Annotated in this window: 13 protein-coding genes; 7 read left to right on the forward strand and 6 right to left on the reverse strand. The window is 66.5% G+C overall.

Going from position 1 to position 17,005, the window contains the following annotated elements; all coding sequences use genetic code 11:
- The first annotated feature begins 2 nt into the window (after positions 1–2).
- From nirB to cysG, 5 genes are read left to right on the forward strand one after another with little or no spacing between them, the layout of a single operon-like run.
- Positions 3–2,444, forward strand: a complete 2,442-nt coding sequence (gene nirB, locus DU478_RS11915; RefSeq protein WP_114511199.1) for a nitrite reductase large subunit NirB — start codon at positions 3–5, stop codon at positions 2,442–2,444.
- Positions 2,441–2,770 (forward strand): nitrite reductase small subunit NirD, encoded by a 330-nt coding sequence (gene nirD / locus DU478_RS11920; protein WP_114511200.1) that lies wholly within the window; start codon positions 2,441–2,443, stop codon positions 2,768–2,770. Before nirB ends, nirD begins: the two co-directional genes overlap by 4 nt.
- A complete protein-coding gene (locus tag DU478_RS11925) occupies positions 2,770–5,400 on the forward strand; it encodes a nitrate reductase (RefSeq protein ID WP_114511201.1) in 2,631 nt (876 codons plus the stop codon). The genes nirD and DU478_RS11925 overlap by 1 nt, the downstream gene beginning before the upstream one ends.
- Positions 5,397–6,344 carry a glycosyl transferase family protein gene (locus tag DU478_RS11930; protein ID WP_114511202.1) on the forward strand — a complete coding sequence of 316 codons (948 nt, stop codon included), beginning with the start codon at positions 5,397–5,399 and terminating at the stop codon, positions 6,342–6,344. Before DU478_RS11925 ends, DU478_RS11930 begins: the two co-directional genes overlap by 4 nt.
- A 13-nt stretch (positions 6,345–6,357) precedes the next feature.
- Positions 6,358–7,776: a siroheme synthase CysG gene (cysG, locus tag DU478_RS11935; protein ID WP_233501212.1), complete on the forward strand. Its 1,419-nt coding sequence runs from the start codon at positions 6,358–6,360 to the stop codon at positions 7,774–7,776.
- Positions 7,777–7,922: 146 nt separating this feature from the next.
- On the opposite strand, the gene DU478_RS11940 is transcribed toward cysG, so the two are convergent.
- Together DU478_RS11940 and DU478_RS11945 are read right to left on the reverse strand one after the other, a co-directional pair.
- The gene (locus tag DU478_RS11940) at positions 7,923–9,713 is read right to left on the reverse strand and encodes an SLC13 family permease (RefSeq protein ID WP_114511204.1); all 1,791 of its coding nucleotides are present in this window, start codon (positions 9,711–9,713) and stop codon (positions 7,923–7,925) included.
- 18 nt (positions 9,714–9,731) lie between these two features.
- Positions 9,732–10,073: a hypothetical protein gene (locus tag DU478_RS11945; RefSeq protein WP_114511205.1), complete on the reverse strand. Its 342-nt coding sequence runs from the start codon at positions 10,071–10,073 to the stop codon at positions 9,732–9,734.
- 257 nt (positions 10,074–10,330) lie between these two features.
- On the opposite strand from DU478_RS11945, the gene DU478_RS11950 reads away from it, so the two are divergent.
- The gene (locus DU478_RS11950) at positions 10,331–11,299 is read left to right on the forward strand and encodes a DUF6635 family protein (RefSeq protein WP_114511306.1); all 969 of its coding nucleotides are present in this window, start codon (positions 10,331–10,333) and stop codon (positions 11,297–11,299) included.
- Positions 11,300–11,382: 83 nt separating this feature from the next.
- Here the strand turns inward: DU478_RS11950 and DU478_RS11955 are convergent, their stop codons facing one another.
- Positions 11,383–12,393: an AraC family transcriptional regulator gene (locus DU478_RS11955; protein WP_114511206.1), complete on the reverse strand. Its 1,011-nt coding sequence runs from the start codon at positions 12,391–12,393 to the stop codon at positions 11,383–11,385.
- 95 nt (positions 12,394–12,488) lie between these two features.
- Here DU478_RS11955 and DU478_RS11960 point away from each other — a divergent pair, with 95 nt between their 5' ends.
- Positions 12,489–13,043: a cupin domain-containing protein gene (locus DU478_RS11960; RefSeq protein WP_114511207.1), complete on the forward strand. Its 555-nt coding sequence runs from the start codon at positions 12,489–12,491 to the stop codon at positions 13,041–13,043.
- A gap of 241 nt (positions 13,044–13,284) precedes the next feature.
- On the opposite strand, the gene DU478_RS11965 is transcribed toward DU478_RS11960, so the two are convergent.
- From DU478_RS11965 to DU478_RS11975, 3 genes are all read right to left on the reverse strand, one after another.
- Complete coding sequence (locus DU478_RS11965; RefSeq protein ID WP_114511208.1) at positions 13,285–14,337, reverse strand: 2,3-butanediol dehydrogenase; 1,053 nt, start codon at positions 14,335–14,337, stop codon at positions 13,285–13,287.
- 22 nt (positions 14,338–14,359) lie between these two features.
- Positions 14,360–15,133: an acetoin reductase gene (locus tag DU478_RS11970; protein ID WP_114511209.1), complete on the reverse strand. Its 774-nt coding sequence runs from the start codon at positions 15,131–15,133 to the stop codon at positions 14,360–14,362.
- A gap of 72 nt (positions 15,134–15,205) precedes the next feature.
- On the reverse strand, positions 15,206–17,005 hold the full coding sequence (locus DU478_RS11975) for an NAD(P)/FAD-dependent oxidoreductase (RefSeq protein ID WP_114511210.1): 1,800 nt from the start codon (positions 17,003–17,005) through the stop codon (positions 15,206–15,208).

Below are 17,005 nucleotides of genomic sequence, written 5' to 3' on the forward strand. Positions count from 1 at the left end.
AGATGAGCACGCGCAAACTTGTGGTGATCGGTGCCGGAATGGCTTCGGGCCGGGCGCTGGAACACCTCTTCGAAGCCGCGCCCGGACAGTGGGACGTCACCCTGTTCAACGCAGAGCCACGCGGCAACTATAACCGCATCATGCTGTCGCCGGTTCTGTCGGGCGAAAAATCCTACGGCGAGATCGTGATCCACGACGACGACTGGTACGCGCAGCACGGCGTGACCTGCCGCTTTGGCGAAAAGGTCCTGAGCATCGACGCCGATGCGAAGTTGGTCGAGGGCGAGAAAGGCGTTGTTCCCTATGACAAGCTGCTGATCGCCACCGGGTCGACCCCGTTCATCGTGCCATTGCCGGGCCACGACCTCGACGGCGTCATCGCCTATCGCGATCTGGAGGACACGAACCGCATGATCGATGCCGCCGCGACGCCCGGTGCGCGGGTCGTGGTGATCGGCGGGGGTCTCCTGGGCCTAGAGGCCGCCGCCGGGCTGCGCCTGCGCGGCATGGAAGTGACTGTGGTGCATCTGATGGGCCACCTGATGGACAGGCAGCTTGACGAAAGCGCGGGTTTCCTGCTGCGCAAATCGCTGGAAAGCCGCGGCATCGACATCCGCTGCGGCGCCAATTCCAAGGAAATCCTGGGCGAGAACGGCAAGGTCCGGGCGCTGCTGCTGGACGACGGCACCGAACTGTCCTGCGACCTGCTGGTCATGGCCGTGGGCATCCGGCCCAACATCGCGCTGGCCAAGGAGGCCGGGCTTGCGACCGGGCGCGGCATCCATGTGGACGGCCAGATGATCACGTCGAACGCCGATATCCTGTCGGTGGGCGAATGCATCGAACACGACGGCGCGGTCTTCGGGCTAGTGGCGCCGCTTTACGATCAGGCCAAGGTCGCGGCCCAGACGCTGCTGGGCACGCACGCGACCTTCGTGCAGAAGCAGTTGTCGACCAAGCTCAAGGTCACTGGCTGCGACCTCTTCAGCGCCGGTGATTTCGCCGAGGGCGACGGGCGCGAGGACATCGTGTTCCGCGACCCGGGCCGCGGCATCTACAAGCGGCTGGTGATCGAGGGACACCGCCTGATCGGCGCGGTGATGTACGGCGATACAGCCGACAGCAACTGGTTCTTCGGCCTCATTCGCGACGGCACCGACATCGACGACATGCGCGAAACGCTGATCTTTGGTCCGGCCTACCAGGGAGGCGCCTCCGCGGACCCTCTGTCAGCCGTTGCAGCATTGCCGCCTGAGGCGGAGATTTGCGGCTGCAACGGCATTTGCAAGGGCACCATCACCGACGCCATCGCCGGGGGCGCGACCGACCTCGGCGCGGTACGCGCGCAGACCAAGGCCAGCGCCTCCTGCGGGACCTGCACCGGGCTGGTGGAACAGCTTCTGCAGGTCACGCTGGGCGACGCGTTCCAGATGCCTGCCGCGCAGCCGATCTGCGGCTGCTGCGACCTGAGCCACGAGGACGTGCGGCGGCTGATCAAGGCGCAGGAACTGAAAAGCCAGGAGGCCGTCTGGCAGGAGCTGGGCTGGAAGACCCGCAACGGCTGCCATGTCTGCCGCCCGGCGGTGAACTTCTACCTGTTGGCGGATTGGCCGCTGGAGTATCGCGACGATCCGCAAAGCCGGTTCGTCAACGAACGTAAACACGCGAACATCCAGAAGGACGGCACCTTTTCGGTGGTGCCTCGCATGTGGGGCGGGATCACCACGCCCGCCGAGCTGCGCGCCATTGCGGACGCCGCCGAGAAATACGCCGTGCCGACGGTCAAGGTCACCGGCGGGCAGCGCATCGACCTGCTGGGTGTGAAGGGCGAGGATCTGCCCGGCATCTGGGCCGATCTCAACGCAGCGGGTCTTGTGTCGGGCCATGCCTATTCGAAGGGTCTGCGTACGGTGAAAACCTGCGTCGGCACCGATCACTGCCGCTTCGGCACGCAGGACAGCACCGGGCTGGGCGTGAAGCTCGAGCAAATCCTGTGGGGGTCGTGGACGCCGCACAAGGTCAAGCTGGCGGTGTCGGGCTGCCCGCGCAACTGCGCCGAGGCGACCTGCAAGGACGTGGGCATCGTGTGCGTGGACAGCGGTTATCAGGTCGGCGTCGGCGGCGCCGCGGGCATGGACGTGAAAGAGACCGAACGGCTGGGCGACGCAGCGACCGAACAGGAGGCCATCGACCTCACCGTGGCCTTCATCCAGCTATACCGCGAGAACGCGAAATACCTCGACCGGCCCTACAAGTGGGTCGCCAAGGTCGGGCTCGACTGGGTCAAGGCGCGGGTGGTCGACGACCTTGACGAACGCGCGCGGCTGATCGCGGCCTTCGATCTGTCGCAATCCATCTATCGCAAGGACCCCTGGGCCGAAGAGGCCAAACGCGCCCCGGCATTCCAGCCCGTGGCGGATCTGACGCTGGAGGCTGCGGAATGAGCTGGATCGACCTTTGCGCCATCGACGACATCCCCCTGCGCGGCGCGCGCAGGATCAAGACGGCACAGGGCTGCGTGGCGCTCTTCCGCACCGGGGATACGGAAGTCTTTGCCGCCGCCGACCGCTGCCCGCACAAGGGCGGGCCGCTGTCCGAAGGCATCGTGCACGGCCAGTCCGTGACCTGCCCGCTGCACAACATGGTCTTCGACCTCACCACCGGGCAGGCCCGGGGCGAGGCCATGCAGATCCAGACGCACGCTTTGCGGATCGAGGACGGTCGTGTGCTCATAGACGGCGCCAAACTGCGCGCCCGGAGTGCCGCGTGATGGGCGGGGGTGGCGCGCCAGAGGTCCGCTCCACCTGCCCCTATTGCGGGGTCGGCTGCGGCGTGCTTCTGCGAGCGGACGGGCAGGGCGGGCTGGCGGTGCGCGGCGATCCCGCGCATCCGGCAAACCGTGGGCGGCTCTGTTCCAAGGGGTCTGCCCTCGGCGAAACCGTGGGGCTGGAGAACCGACTGCTGGCGCCGCGTGTGTACGGGAAAGAGACCGGCTGGGACGACGCGCTGCAACTGGTGGCGGACCACTTCCGCGACACCATCGCAACGCACGGGCCCGACAGCGTGGCCTTCTACGTCTCGGGCCAGATGCTGACCGAGGATTACTACGTCGCCAACAAGCTGATGAAGGGGTTCATCGGCTCGGCCAATATCGACACGAACTCGCGGCTCTGTATGGCCTCGACCGTGGCGGGGCATCGCCGCGCCTTCGGCACCGACACCGTGCCCGGCGCTTACGAGGATATCGAAGAGGCCGACCTGGTGGTGCTGGTGGGATCGAACCTTGCCTGGTGCCACCCGGTCCTGCACCAGCGGGTGCTGGCCGCGAAGAAGGCCCGCGGCACCCGGATCGTGGTGATCGATCCGCGCCGCACGGCAAGTTGCGACGGCGCCGACATGCACCTTGCGCTGACGCCAGGCGCCGATGTCGCGCTCTTCAACCGCCTGTTCGCGACGCTCTATGAGGGCGGGGCGATCGACAAGGCGTTCATCGCGCGCACACAGGGGTTCGATGACACGCTGCGGTCGGCGCTGAACGACGGCCTGGCCCCGACCGGGCTGGATGCGGCCGAGGTCGAGGCGTTCTGCCGCCTCTGGATGCGGACCGAGCGGGTGGTGACGATCTTCAGCCAGGGGGTGAACCAGTCCACATCCGGATCGGACAAGGTCAACGCCATCCTCAACTGTCACCTGGCCACGGGTCGCATCGGCAAGCCCGGCTGCGGCCCGCTGTCGGTGACGGGCCAGCCCAACGCCATGGGCGGGCGCGAGGTCGGTGGGCTGGCCAACATGCTGGCCTGTCACCTCGACCTGGAAAACGCCGATCATCGCAGCGCCGTGCGCGCCTTCTGGAACGCTCCGCGCGTGCCCGATGCGCCGGGGCTGAAGGCGGTGGACATGTTTCGCGCCGTGGGTGACGGGCGAATCAAGGCACTTTGGATCATCCACACCAACCCCGCCGTTTCGATGCCCGAGGCGGATGCCGTGCGCGATGCCATCGCCGCCTGTCCCTTTACGGTCGTCAGCGACATCACGGCGCGGACCGACACCGCGCGGCTGGCCGACGTGCTGCTGCCCGCGACGGCCTGGGCGGAAAAGGATGGCACGGTCACCAATTGCGACCGCACGATCAGCCGCCAGCGCAGCGTTTTGCCGGCGCCGGGTCAGGCGCGGGCCGACTGGAATATCCTGGCCGAGGTGGGGTGCCGGATGGGTTTTGGAGCGGCCTTCGACTATGCCAGCCCGGCCGAGATCTTCCGCGAACACGCGACCCTCTCGGGCATCGCCGGCGGCTTCGGGCGCGATTTCGACATCTCGGGCCTTTCGGCCATCAGCGACGGCGATTACGCCGCCATGGAACCGCAGCGCTGGCCGGTCACTGCCACGCGCTCCGGCAACCGGTTCTTCGCGGACGGGATTTTCTTCCACCCCGACGCCAAGGCACGCCTCATCCCTGTCTCCTGGCGCGCGCCCGCGGCGAAGACCGGACCGCGCTATCCCTTCCGGCTGAACACCGGCCGGCTGCGCGACCAGTGGCACACGATGACGCGCACGGCGCTGAGCCCGCGCCTGTCGGCGCATTTGGCAGAGCCGTTTCTGGACATCCACCCCGACGACGCCGAGGCTTTGGACATCGACGCGGCGGATCTCGTGCGGGTGACCAGCCCGGTCGGCGCCTGTATCCTGCGGGCCCGCATCACCGATGCCGTGCAGCGCGGACAGGTGTTCGCGCCGATGCACTGGACCGGCGAAACCGCACCGTCGGCGCGGATCGACACGCTGGTGGCCGCCGCCACCGACCCGCTTTCGGGCCAGCCGGAGAGCAAGGCCAGCGTCGTTGCCATCGCCCGTCACGACGCGGCCTGGTACGGCTTTGCCGTGTCGCGCGATGCCATGGACCTCCGGTCGGACTACTGGGCGCTGGCCCGCACGACCGCAGGCTACCGCGCCGAACTGGCCGGGGCGCAGGCCCCTGCGGATTGGGCGGCCGAAGCGCGGCGCCTGTTCCGGGCGCCGGAGGCCGAGACCGCATCGGTGATCAACGCCGCCCGCGGCACCGCGCGGATCGTCCTGAAAGCCGACGACCAAGTGATCGGCGCGATCTTCGTCTCGCCGCGCCCGGTGGCGGTGATGCGCGACTACCTCGCCACCCTGCCGGGCTCCGCCGCGGCGGATGCCCTCTTTGGCAGGCCGCTCGCCGATATGCCCAATCCCGGACCGGTGCTCTGTTCCTGTTTCGGCGTCGGGATCAACACCATCATCGAAGCCATCGAGACGCAGTCGCTGATGACGGTCGACGCCATCGGTGCCGCCCTGAACGCCGGAACGAATTGCGGCTCGTGCCGCCCCGAACTTGCCGATCTCTTGCAGCAGGTCCGCACGCGGGAGGCCGCTGAATGAGCCTCGCCGAGCACGTCCGCACGCTGGGCCGCGGCCCGGGCCGGTCCCGATCCCTGACGCAGGACGAGGCGCGGGATGCCATGCAGCGCATGCTGGCGGGCGACGCGGCACCACAGGCCGAAGGCGCGCTGCTGATGCTTCTGCGCATGAAAGGCGAAACTGCGGACGAGATCGCGGGCTTTGCCGCCGCGGCGCAGGCGGCCGGTCCGGCTTTTCCGCCGGTCGATCTGGACTGGCCCAGCTATGGCGCGGGTCGGACGCGAGGCGCGCCCTGGTTCCTGCTGTCGGCACAGCTGGTGGCGCGGGCCGGGCACCGGGTGCTTCTGCACGGCTGGAACGGCAGCGACCCGAAGGTCCGGCAGGGCCTGCGCGCCGCCGGGATCGGCATCGCGTCGGATCCGGACGCGGTGGCGCGTCTGCTGGAGCGCGACAACATTGCCTATCTCCCACTCGAGGACGCGCATCCGGCGCTGTTCCGGCTGCTGGCGCTGCGCGACGTGCTGGGCCTGCGGTCATGTGCCAATACGGTCTGCCGGATGCTGAACCCCGCCGGCGCCGCCGCCAGCGTGCAGGGCGTGTTCCATCCGTCCTACCGCGACTTGCAGGCGGATGCCGCGGCGCGGCTGGGCTGGCAGGCGCTGAGCGTCATCAAGGGCGGGGGCGGCGAATTCGAACGCCATCCGGCGAAGGACATCGCGGTCTTCGGTCTGCGGAACGGCACGCGATGGGAGCAAAGCCTTGCCGCCCGCTGCGACGTGCCCCGCAGGCTGTCCGACACCGAAACCGATCTGGCACAGGCGCTGTCGGGCGCCGAACTGCCCGGTTTCGAGACGGAGATCGTCATCGGCACCGCCGCGTTGGCCCTCGACACGCTGGGGCATCCGGCACCGGCAGCGCTGGCCGCCGAGCTCTGGTCGCACCGTCCCCGCCACCTCGCAGCCTGAAAGGATCCGCGCCGTGAAAGCGTTCCCGATGTTCATTCGCACCAGCAACCGCCGTGTCGTCATCGTCGGCGGCGGCGAACAGGCGGCGCAAAAGGCGCGGCTCTTGCTCAAGACCGATGCCACGCTGGTCCTGGTGGCCGCGACGCTCGACGACGAATTGCAGACGCTTGTCGGAGCGGGCCGGGCGCAGCATGTGCCGACGCTCCCGGCAGCGGTGTTCGACGACGCGACCATGGCCTTTGTCGCCACCGGCTGCCCGGGGTTCGACGCGGCGGTGCATGCGCTGGCGAGGGCCGCACGCTGCCCGGTCAATGTCGTGGACCGGCCGGACCTGTGCGACATCACCACGCCGGCCATCGTCGACCGCGACCCGATCGTCGTGGCCATCGGTACCGAAGGCACGGCGCCTGTTCTTGCCCGCGACATCAAGACCCGGCTGGAGCAGATGCTGCCCCAGTCCCTCGGCGGTCTCGCCGCGCTGGCCGGGCGCTTGCGGCCGGCCGTCGCGCGCCACGTCCCGCGCGCGCAGCGCCGCGCGCTTTGGGCCTGGGTCTTCAAGGGCGCGCCCCACGACCTCTGGACCCGCGGCGCGGAGCGCGACGCCGCGCGCGAGATCAAGGATGCCATCGCAGCCGGCTGCCCGCCGCAGACCGGGGCCGCCGGACACATCGCGCTGGTCGGCGCGGGGCCGGGCGCCCGCGATCTGCTGACCCTGCGCGCGGTGCAGCGCCTTCAGGAGGCCGACGTGATCTTCTACGACCGGCTGGTCGATGGCGAGGTGCTGGAACTGGCGCGCCGCGATGCCGAACGGGTGTTCGTGGGCAAGCATGTGGGCGCCCACAGCTGGCCGCAGGACCGGATCAACCGGGTGATCGTCGCCGAGGCGCAGAAGGGGCGCCGCGTCGTGCGCCTGAAATCCGGCGATCCCGGCGTGTTCGGGCGCGCGACCGAGGAACTGGATGCGGCCCGCGCGGCCGGCATCGAGATCGAGATCGTGCCCGGCGTGACCGCCGCCTGCGCCGCCGGGGCCGCATTGGGGCGCAGCCTGACGCAGCGCGATGTGTCGGACACGCTCGTTCTGGCGACCGGGACCGGAAGCCTCAGCGATCCGTTCCCCGACAGCACCCGGCTGTCAGGGCCGGGCACGACCACGGCGTTCTACATGGCGGCGCGCCATGCCGGCCGATTGGCGCAGGATCTGACAGGCCGCGGTCTGCCGGCTACGGCCCCCGTCGATATCGCGGTGGACGTGTCCAAGCCCACGCAGCGCCACGTCGCGGCGACGGTCGGGACACTTGCCGACACGTTCGCAAGGGAAGGGATCACGGGCTGCGCGATCCTTCTTGTGACCTGGCCCAAGACCCTGGCCGCGCCGTCTGTATGCGTCGGCGGGTTCGCGGATGCCGTCCCCATGGAGGGCGCAAGACGATAACCGGGTGCTCCGCAGCCAAGCGATCCTGCTCCGGCGACCCGAGCAATTCGGACCGGCGACTTTCCTCTGGCCATCGCGCGCCCGAGGTCGCGTTCCATGTCCCCGTGACGCGATCCGACCGGCCGGGCGGGACGGGACACATCGGGCTATCCTGCCAGCGGCCAGATCAACGGGATGACCAGCACGGTCACTGCACCGATCAGAATGTTCATCGGCACGCCGATCCTCATGAAGTCGAGGAACCGGTAGCCGCCGGCGCTGTAGACGAGCGTGTTCGTCTGGTACCCGATCGGCGTTGCAAAGCTTGCGCTCGCGCCGAACATCACCGCGACGACGAAGGGGCGCGGGTCCAGGCCAAGCTGCAAGGCAACGCCCGCAGCGATCGGTGCCATCAGGACAGCGACCGCATTGTTGGTCACCAGCTCCGTCAGGATCGACGTCAGCATATACACGAGCAGGAGCGCCAGGATCGGCCGTACGGTCGCCAACAGCGGCGCGATGCTGTCGATGATCAGCGTGAGCGCCCCGGATTGCTCGAGAGCGCGGCCCAGGGTCAGCATCGACACGATCAGCAAAAGCAGGCGGCCGTCGATGGCCCCGATCCCTTCGTCCGCGTCGATGCATTTTGTCAGGAACACGATCGCCACCCCGACCAGGGCGAGCGTCAGGATCGGCGCGACGTTCAATGCCGCCAGACCGACGACCGCCGCGATGGTGCCGATGGCGATTGGGGCCCGCGACCGGCGAAAGGCCCGCGCCGCGACCGGCGACAGCATGATCAGGTGCTCTTCGTCCACCAGCCGGGCGATGTCGTCGGGCGTGCCGTCCAGCAACAGTGTGTCGCCCACCGCGAGACGCATCACCGACAGGCGCATGTCGCGCGCCGTGCCGCCTCGGTGCAGTGCCATCGGATAGACACCAAAGCGCCGTCGCCAATGCAGCCGGCCGATCATGCGGTGAAGCGCGCGGGTGTTCGGACCGACCATGACCTCGACCACGGTGGTGCGCCGGGCCGTCGACGGCTCGGTGCCGGCGATCGCCTTGCCCGCCACCGTCCCGTCCCGAAAGCCCATCAGCTCGGCTTCGCGCGTGGCCAGCACGACGATGTCGCCCGCTTGGAGACCGGTGTCGTCCAGCGCCTGGCGCAGAGAAACATCTCCGCGGACAAGATCGACCACACGGCTCCCGCCTGCACCAAAGGCCGCGACCTTGCCGGGCGGCATGCCGATCAGGGGAGAATCGGCCGGAATGAACAGCTCCACCAGCCATCTGCGCTGGTCCCTCTCGGGCAGACTGGATCCGACAGTCTGTCGAACCGGAAGAAGGCGCGGGGCCGCAAGCGCCAGGAAGGCCGCTCCGGCCAGGGTGACGACGATCCCCAGCGGCGCGATCTCGAAGATGCCGAACGGCGGCAGTCCCAGGTCCCGCGCGACCCCGTCGACAAGCAGGTTCGTGGAGGTCCCGATAAGCGAACAGGTGCCACCGAGGATCACCATGTAGGACAGCGGGATCAGCAGATGCGATGCCGCGATCTTCATCTCGCGGGCCAGCGTGATGACGACCGGAATCAGCACCATGACCACCGGCGTATTGTTCATGAAGGCCGAGGCGATGGCAGCAGAGGCGAAGAAGAGGCCGACCGTCAGTCCGGGATAGTCCGACGAATAGCGCCCGAGAATGCCGCTGACGGATTCCAGAACGCCGGTCCGCACCAGAGCCGCGCTGAGGACGAACATCGCCCCGATGGTGGCCGGTGCCGGATTGGCCAGCGACGCCAGCACGTCATCCGGGCCGACCAGTCCTATCGCAAGTGCCGTGACCGCGCCGCAGAATGCGACAATTTCGGGCGGTTGGATTTCCAACGCGAACGCGATGAAGATCGCCAAGAGCAGTAAGAGTGTTGCGTAGGGTGCAAGACCGATCAGGTCGAGAGGCATGCTTTGGACTCACTCCATTCAAGCAATGATCGAGGAGACGTGTATCTGCAGGCGCAGGCGCCGCCTCATGCGCGCGCTGTCCGAATCGGGTGGGATTGCGGCCAGGTTGAAATCGGGACGTTGCCTGTGAGGGAGCATGCGTTGTCCCGTGACTGGGGTGTCCGTGAACGGCAGGGCGAATTGCGTCGGGAGCGCCGCGTCTCCGGGCGCGATCTTCGCCCGGGCGCAACCGATCACGCTGAGGCCGGTCGACAAGCGCGGGATCGCCCTGCGTCTGGCGATGCCGAAACTTCCGCACGCCAGCGCAGCGCTGCCGCAGAACAGACCGGCCAGGCCGCCAATCAACCGAAGATAATCCACGAAGAACGCCCCGCGAAGGCATTGGATCCGCCTTCGATACTGAGGTGCGTATCGACGGAGTCGGCGGCAAGATGTGGTAGAAAATAAAGTTGGTTGCGACGTCAGCCGAGCGGATAGAATGCGCGCAGGCGCCGCCTTGTGCGCGCGCTCTCGACACGAAATGTCGGGATTGGTAGCGGGGAGCAAACCCCCGAAGCGCGACCGGTAAAACCCGGCCCGTTCGAATGGGGTTCAGCAGGAGGCAGCGGGTCACCGTCATGGGTTCATCATCGAAGGGCGCACCGTCCGCCGGGGGCAGCGGCAATCCGCTCCGCCTTGCGTACTTCGATTGCCGCCGGGCGATGATCGACGGGTTCGTGGCACGGCATTTCACCTGGCCCGGCACATTGCGGCTTCATCGCGCGGCCTTCGGATGGGATATGCTTCGCGCCCCTGTCAACGTGGCCTTGTCGCCGGTCCTCCTGCTGACCCGCATCGCCGCATACCTCTTTCGGCGCGCGGGCCGGAGGGGACTCGCAGATTGGCTGTCCCGCCGGCGCATCCTCTTGCGTACCGCCGTGGCGCGGCGGGTCGAGATGCTCATCGTGACCGACCTTCTGGACGTGCCTCTGGACACGGCGGCTGCGGACCGTGATCCATCGGCCCCGGCGCGCGCCGTCTTTGCAGCGCCGGAGTTTCGCGAGATGCTCCGAACACGGGACAGCGCCGTGCAGGACGATGCCCTGGTCTGGCGGATTTCACAGGCTCTGGGCGAATACGCGGGCGTTCGATCCGCGGTCGCTGAGATGACCACGACGCTGTGCGTTCTCGTTGTCGGCGCCCTGGTGTTTCAAATGCTCACGCCGGGCATGATCTCTATGGCGCCCAGCGTCGCGGACGCCATGGCCCGAAGCACCGCCATCGCGTCCTTCCCGCTCGGTCAGACGCTTGGCGGCATGTGGTACGGCGTGTTTTCGGCGGTTGCCTCTCCGTGGCTGGTCGGCGCGACAGTCGTGGGGCTGGTAATGACAGGCTCTGCCGTTGCCGCCTTTTCAGGCGTGCTGGCCGATCCGGTGCAAAGCCGCCTTGGTGTGCATAGCCGCCGCCTTCGCCGCCTGCTGGACACGGTGGAGGCAGAGGTTCTGGGACGGAGTGACAGACCTTTCGTCGCGCGCGAGCACCTCTATGCCCGCTTGCTCGATCTGTTCGACGCTGCCGCCAGCGCCTTGCGCATATTCAGGAACTAGCGGCTTCTGCGTCTGACGTGAAACGAGTTGCATCGGTTAACGCGTTGAAATCTTTTATTTCAGACAGAATTAAGGTGCCCTTTTCACACTCCTTCCGAACCCGCTCCAAGTGCAGCCTTGGCGGATCGGTAGCGCGACGGCGCCGTTCCCGTCCAGCGCCGGAAGGCCCTGGAAAAATGTGGGCCGTCGCTGTACCCCAACTGAAGGGCGATATCGGTCACATCCTGGTCGGTCGACGCCAGCAGCGTCAAGGCGCGGTCCTTCAGCAGATCGTCCAGCAACATGGAATAACTGCACCCTTCCGCGTCGAGCGAGCGCTGCAAAGAGCGGCGGCTTGTATCCAGTTTGGACGCGATCCAGTCGATCTTTGGCGGACCTTCGAGCAGCGCGATCGCCAGGAGAGCCATGACCTCCTCGCGGTACCCAGAGGCGGGCGGAACAAGAGAGTCCGGGCGTGTCTCCGGAGCAGCGCGCGGGCGGCCGACCGCCGAAAGCAGCGAAGCATCGAATTCAACCGCCGTGACCTTGCAGCCGTGCATGACGGGCGCCTGGAAGACCTTTTCCAGGGCGCCGGCCTGCTTGGGACCAACGCAGGTCGAACGGATCAGTGCCGGACGCCATGTGCGACCCGCGTAGTGCCGCACGCCATCAATCAGATAGCTGACGCCGAGAAGCTCATTCTGAAATCTGCCATCGGCCCCGGAATCCAGAAATTCGATCGACCAGCGCGCGGTCTGTCCGAGCACACCGAATTCGAGAACGGTGCCGGTCTGGAGATACTTGTTGAGACCCCGGTTAGACCGGTCGATCGCACCTTCCAGCGTCGAGGCGCCCGAGACCCATCTGCCAAAAGCGCTCAGTTTCTCCATGCTGACCAGGCGCCCGAGCGCGGCGCCGAAGAAGGGGTCTCCGATCTCGCGTCCCGCTTCGCTGAGAACGTTGAACTGATCTTTCAATGGCAGCGGCTGGTCGGGGCTGTTCAGCAGGGTTACCGGCAGATCCGCGCGCTGAAAGATCCGGTTGATCGAACCGCCGCGGGTTTCCACGAAATCGGCGATCGGTCCCAACGCGCTTGCGCGTGTGTACCCCCTCATCGCGCCACCTCCTTCTGAAAAATGGCACCAAATGGCAAGTAACGAAAGCTGCGATGTGAGATGTTACAGGCGCAAGCTTTGTTTGGGAGGCCATAATGAAAAAGACGACAATGACCCGACGCGAGGGGCTCGCCGGTGTTGGGACAGCCGCGGCGGCCATCGCCTTGGGGCCGCAGGAGGCATCGGCCGAAACGCATGCGGGAGGTTTCGATCAGTCCAACATCAAGTGGTACACGCTCGCCGGGTTCGACCACGTCTGGTATCACATCCTGAAAGTCGATCCGGATGCCCGGATTGTCGACCTGCTGCTGAAATTCGCCGCCAACGAGCGCATTGTGCTGCACCGTCACCACGCCGACTACAGCACCTTCGTCATCCAGGGTGAGTTGCGCATCTATTCGGAGGACGGCGAAATCCGCGAGATACGTCCCACAGGGAGCTTTGTCGAAAAGCCGGCAGGCGGCGCGCCGCATACCGAAGGCGGCGGCGATGAGGATTGCATCGCCTGGTTCAGCAACCGCGGCACAGACGGGATGATCTACGAGATATTGGGCCCCAACCACGAAACGGTTGCCACATTGGGCCTGCCCGAGTTCAAGGCGCTGCTGGAGGCGCAGGACGCGCCGGTTCAACCCTACGTTCCAGGTTGAAGACAGCGAGCGCTGCCGCGGCGGAGACGTCGGGCGCGAGTCAAGCTGCCCGCGCCACGGCGACCGCGTCGGCGCCGCCGGATCCGGCACCGCGGACACGGGACCACGCTCGCCTTTGCAATTCATGGATATTGCGCCTCTGCCGCAGGGCGACGGCAGGACCTCTGAGACTAGTCCTGCCGCGTCTCTCTTGCGACCGGCCGCCGAGAGGGGCAGGCGGCCGGCGCGGTCCGGCAGGGTGTCAGTCTGGCGCCTCGACCAGTATCTTCACCTGGGACTTTTCCGCAACCAGCGCTTCGAACCCTTCGGCGACGATCTTGTCCAGCGGGATGCGCTTGGTGACCATTTGATCGGCGCTGAAGTATCCTTGGGTCATCAGCGCCATGACCGCGGGGTACACGTTGCGATATGCGATGGTCCCCTGAAGCTGACGTTCCTTGAGCACGACAGAGTTGGGTTGGAAGGACGCCTCGCTTTCCCAGATCGAGACCACCAGCACCTGGCCTTCGTGGCGCGTGGCGTCGATGCAGTTGGGCAGGACCTGCGGCACGCCGGTGACCTCGAAGGCCACGTGAACGCCGCCGGTCGCCGCGCGGATGGCCGCGACGGCGTCTTGCGTCGTCGGGTCGATCGCAGAGGTCGCGCCGAGGTCGAGTGCTTTGCGGCGACGGACTTCGGAGGGTTCGACAACGTGGATCTCGGAGGCACCGGCCACCCGAAGCGACTCCACGACAAGAAGTCCGATCGGCCCCGCGCCGAAGACCGCCGCGGTGTCACCGGCCTTGATCCTGGACAGACGGACGGCGTGCAAGGCCACGGCAGCGGGCTCTACCAATGCGCCCTGTTCCATCGACAGCTGGTCCGGCATCTTGTGAACCATACGCGCCGGGACCACGCTGTAGGCCGCAAAACCGCCGTGCCCGCCGGACAGGCCGACGAAGCCGAGCGTGTCGCAGAGATTGTACTTGCCTTCGAGGCAGGCCGGGCACGTACCGCAGGCGAAGATCGGTTCGATCGCGACGCGGTCGCCGACCGCGACATCCGTGACGCCCTCGCCCAGTTCCGAGACGGTGCCGCAATACTCGTGGCCCATGGTGATCGGCGCCTTGTCGTGGCTCAGGGGATGGTCCTCATCAACGGGCACGAAGATCGGACCGGCAAGATACTCGTGCAAGTCGCTGCCGCAGATTCCGGCCCAGGCGACCTTGATCTTGACCTCGCCCTTGCCGGGTTTCGGTTCCGGGATATCTTCGACGCGAATGTCCTTCACGCCATGCCAACGTGCTGTTTTCATGGGGCTTCCTTTTTTAGATGGGTCAGCGGTAGACCATGCCGCCGTCGATCACGATCGACTGGCCGGTCATGTAGTCGCTGTCGGGGCCGGCGAGATAGGACACGAGGCTCGCGACGTCGCGCGGCGTCTGCGCGCGGCCCAGGGCGATGGATCCGACAAACGCCTTGAAGGTCGCGCCTTTTTCCGCGCCGGTGACCTCGGCAAAGCGTTCGTCGATCTCGACCCACATGTCGGTGCCGACGACGCCGGGGCAATAGGCGTTGACAGTGATGCCATCGGCGGCGAATTCCTTGGCCGCGACCTGGGTCAGCGCCCGCACGGCGAATTTGGTCGAGCAATAGGCCCCCAGCATCGGATAGCCCTCATGCGCCGCGATCGAGGCGGCGGAGATGATCTTGCCTTTCGTGCCATCCTTCCTGAAGCGCGCGGCGGCGGCCTGGATGCCCCAGAGCACACCCTTGACGTTGACCGCGAAGACCTTGTCCATCTCGGCCTCGGTGATGTCGGTGATGGGCTGCACCTGCGCGATGCCCGCATTGTTGATCATGATGTCGAACCCACCCAGCTCTTCTGCCGTGCGGTCGATGGCGTCGATGACCTGCTGGCGGTCGGTGACATCCGCCGCAATGGTGATCACGGTGCCATCGTCGAAGTTTCCGGCGGCCTCGGACAGCTGGTCGGCGTTGAGATCCGCCAGCGCGATCCGGGCGCCATCCGCGGCGAGCCGTTCCGCGATGCCAAGACCTATGCCACGCGCCCCGCCGGTGACGAGCGCAGTTTTTCCTTTGAGACACATGTCTCTACTCCTTCGAAAATCGGAAAATCCCGCGCGCACCCGACATCGAGAACCGAGTGCGCGCGCTTTGCATCACGCCAGGTGATGAACCTCTTGCAGGCCGTAGACGGGGGTGTCGATGCCCTCCATCCGGGCCTTCAGTTGCAAGGCAAGATACAGCGAGTAGTGGCGTGACTGGTGCAGGTTGCCGCCGTGAAACCACAGGTTCTGCTGCTGCGTCGGTTTCCACATGTTGCGCTGCTCGCCCTCCCAAGGGCCGGGATCCTTGGTCGTGTCGGAGCCGAGCCCCCAGACCTTCCCGACCTTGTTGGCGACCTCCTGGCTGATCAGGTCGGCCGCCCAGCCGTTCATCGAGCCGTAACCGGTTGCCATCACGACCAGATCGGCGTCGAGACGGGTGCCGTCGGACAGCACCACACCGGTTTCGTCGAAGCGCTCCACCTGGCCTTTGACCAGTTTGACCTCACCGTCGATGATCAGCTGGCTGGCGCCGACGTCGATGTAATAGCCCGAGCCGCGGCGCAGATATTTCATGAAAAGACCCGAGCCGTCGTCGCCCCAGTCAAGGTCAAACCCGGCCTTCTCGAGCCCCGCATAGAAGTCGGCATCGCGTTCGCGCATCTGGTCGTAGAGCGGGATCTGGAATTCATGCATGATCCGGTAGGGCAGCGACGCGAAGATCATGTCGGCCTTTTCGGTCGTCACGCCATTGGCAACGGCCTCTTCCGAATAGAGCGCGCCGAGGCCGATATCCATCAGCGTGTCGGAGCGCACGATATGGGTGCTGCTGCGCTGCACCATCGTCACATCGGCATCCGCCTCCCAGAGCGCGGCGCAGATGTCGTGCGCGGAGTTGTTCGACCCGACGACGACCACCTTCTTGCCTGTCCAGGCGTCCGGCCCCTCGTGTTGGGAACTGTGCTGGATGGTGCCCTTGAAGCTGTCCATGCCCGGGAACTCCGGCATGTTCGGCTTGCCCGACATTCCGGTCGCCAGCACGAGTTGCGTGGGCTTCAGCGTGACCTCTTCGCCGTCCCGGTTCACCTTGACGGTCCAGGTGCCGGCGGCTTCGTCGAACGCCGCGCTCTGCACCTCGGACCGCGTCCAGTAGTTCAGCTCCATGACCCTGGTGTACATCTCGAGCCAGTCACCGATCTTGTCTTTGGGCGTGAAGACCGGCCAGTTCTCGGGGAACTTGATGTAGGGCAGGTGGTCATACCAGATCGGGTCATGCAGGCAGAGCGACTTGTAGCGCGACCGCCACTGGTCGCCGGGCCTGTCGTGCTTGTCCAGGACGATGGTCGGCACGCCCAACTGGCGCAGCCGCGCGCCCAGGGCGATGCCACCCTGTCCGCCGCCCACGATCACCGTGTATGGCTGCTCGGTATAGCCGAGCTCGGCTGCTTCGGTTTCGCGCTGTTCCTTCCAGGATCTCCGGTTCTTGGCCGCGCCGTGTTCGGCGCCCATGGGGCGCCGTTCGCCCTTGTTTTCCTCGAAGCCCTTCAATTCCTGAAGCGCGGTCAGAAGCGTCCAGATCCGACCGTCCCTGAGGCGCATCAGCCCCCAGCCTCTGCCGGTCGCGGTTTCAAAGGTGATCCATGCGGTGATCACGCCGCCATCTTCGGCCGGCATCTCGCCATTCTGCATGGCGAAATCGCGCGGTTTGGTATGCTTCAACTGCGCCGTCAGCATATCCCGAACGCCGGACGGCCCTTCAACCGTCTTCAAATTCCATGTGACGGCGATCAGGTCGCGCCAGTAGCTGTCCGCGGCGAACAGGTCTCCCGCCGCCTGGGCATCGCCGGCCTCGAGGGCGGCATTGAAACGGTCGAGGGTCTCCTGAACCTCTGTCGTGACTGTCGAATCGAGCAT

Origin of the sequence: Thalassococcus profundi, from assembly GCF_003344785.1 — a bacterium.
Classification (GTDB): Bacteria; Pseudomonadota; Alphaproteobacteria; order Rhodobacterales; family Rhodobacteraceae; genus Puniceibacterium; species Puniceibacterium profundi.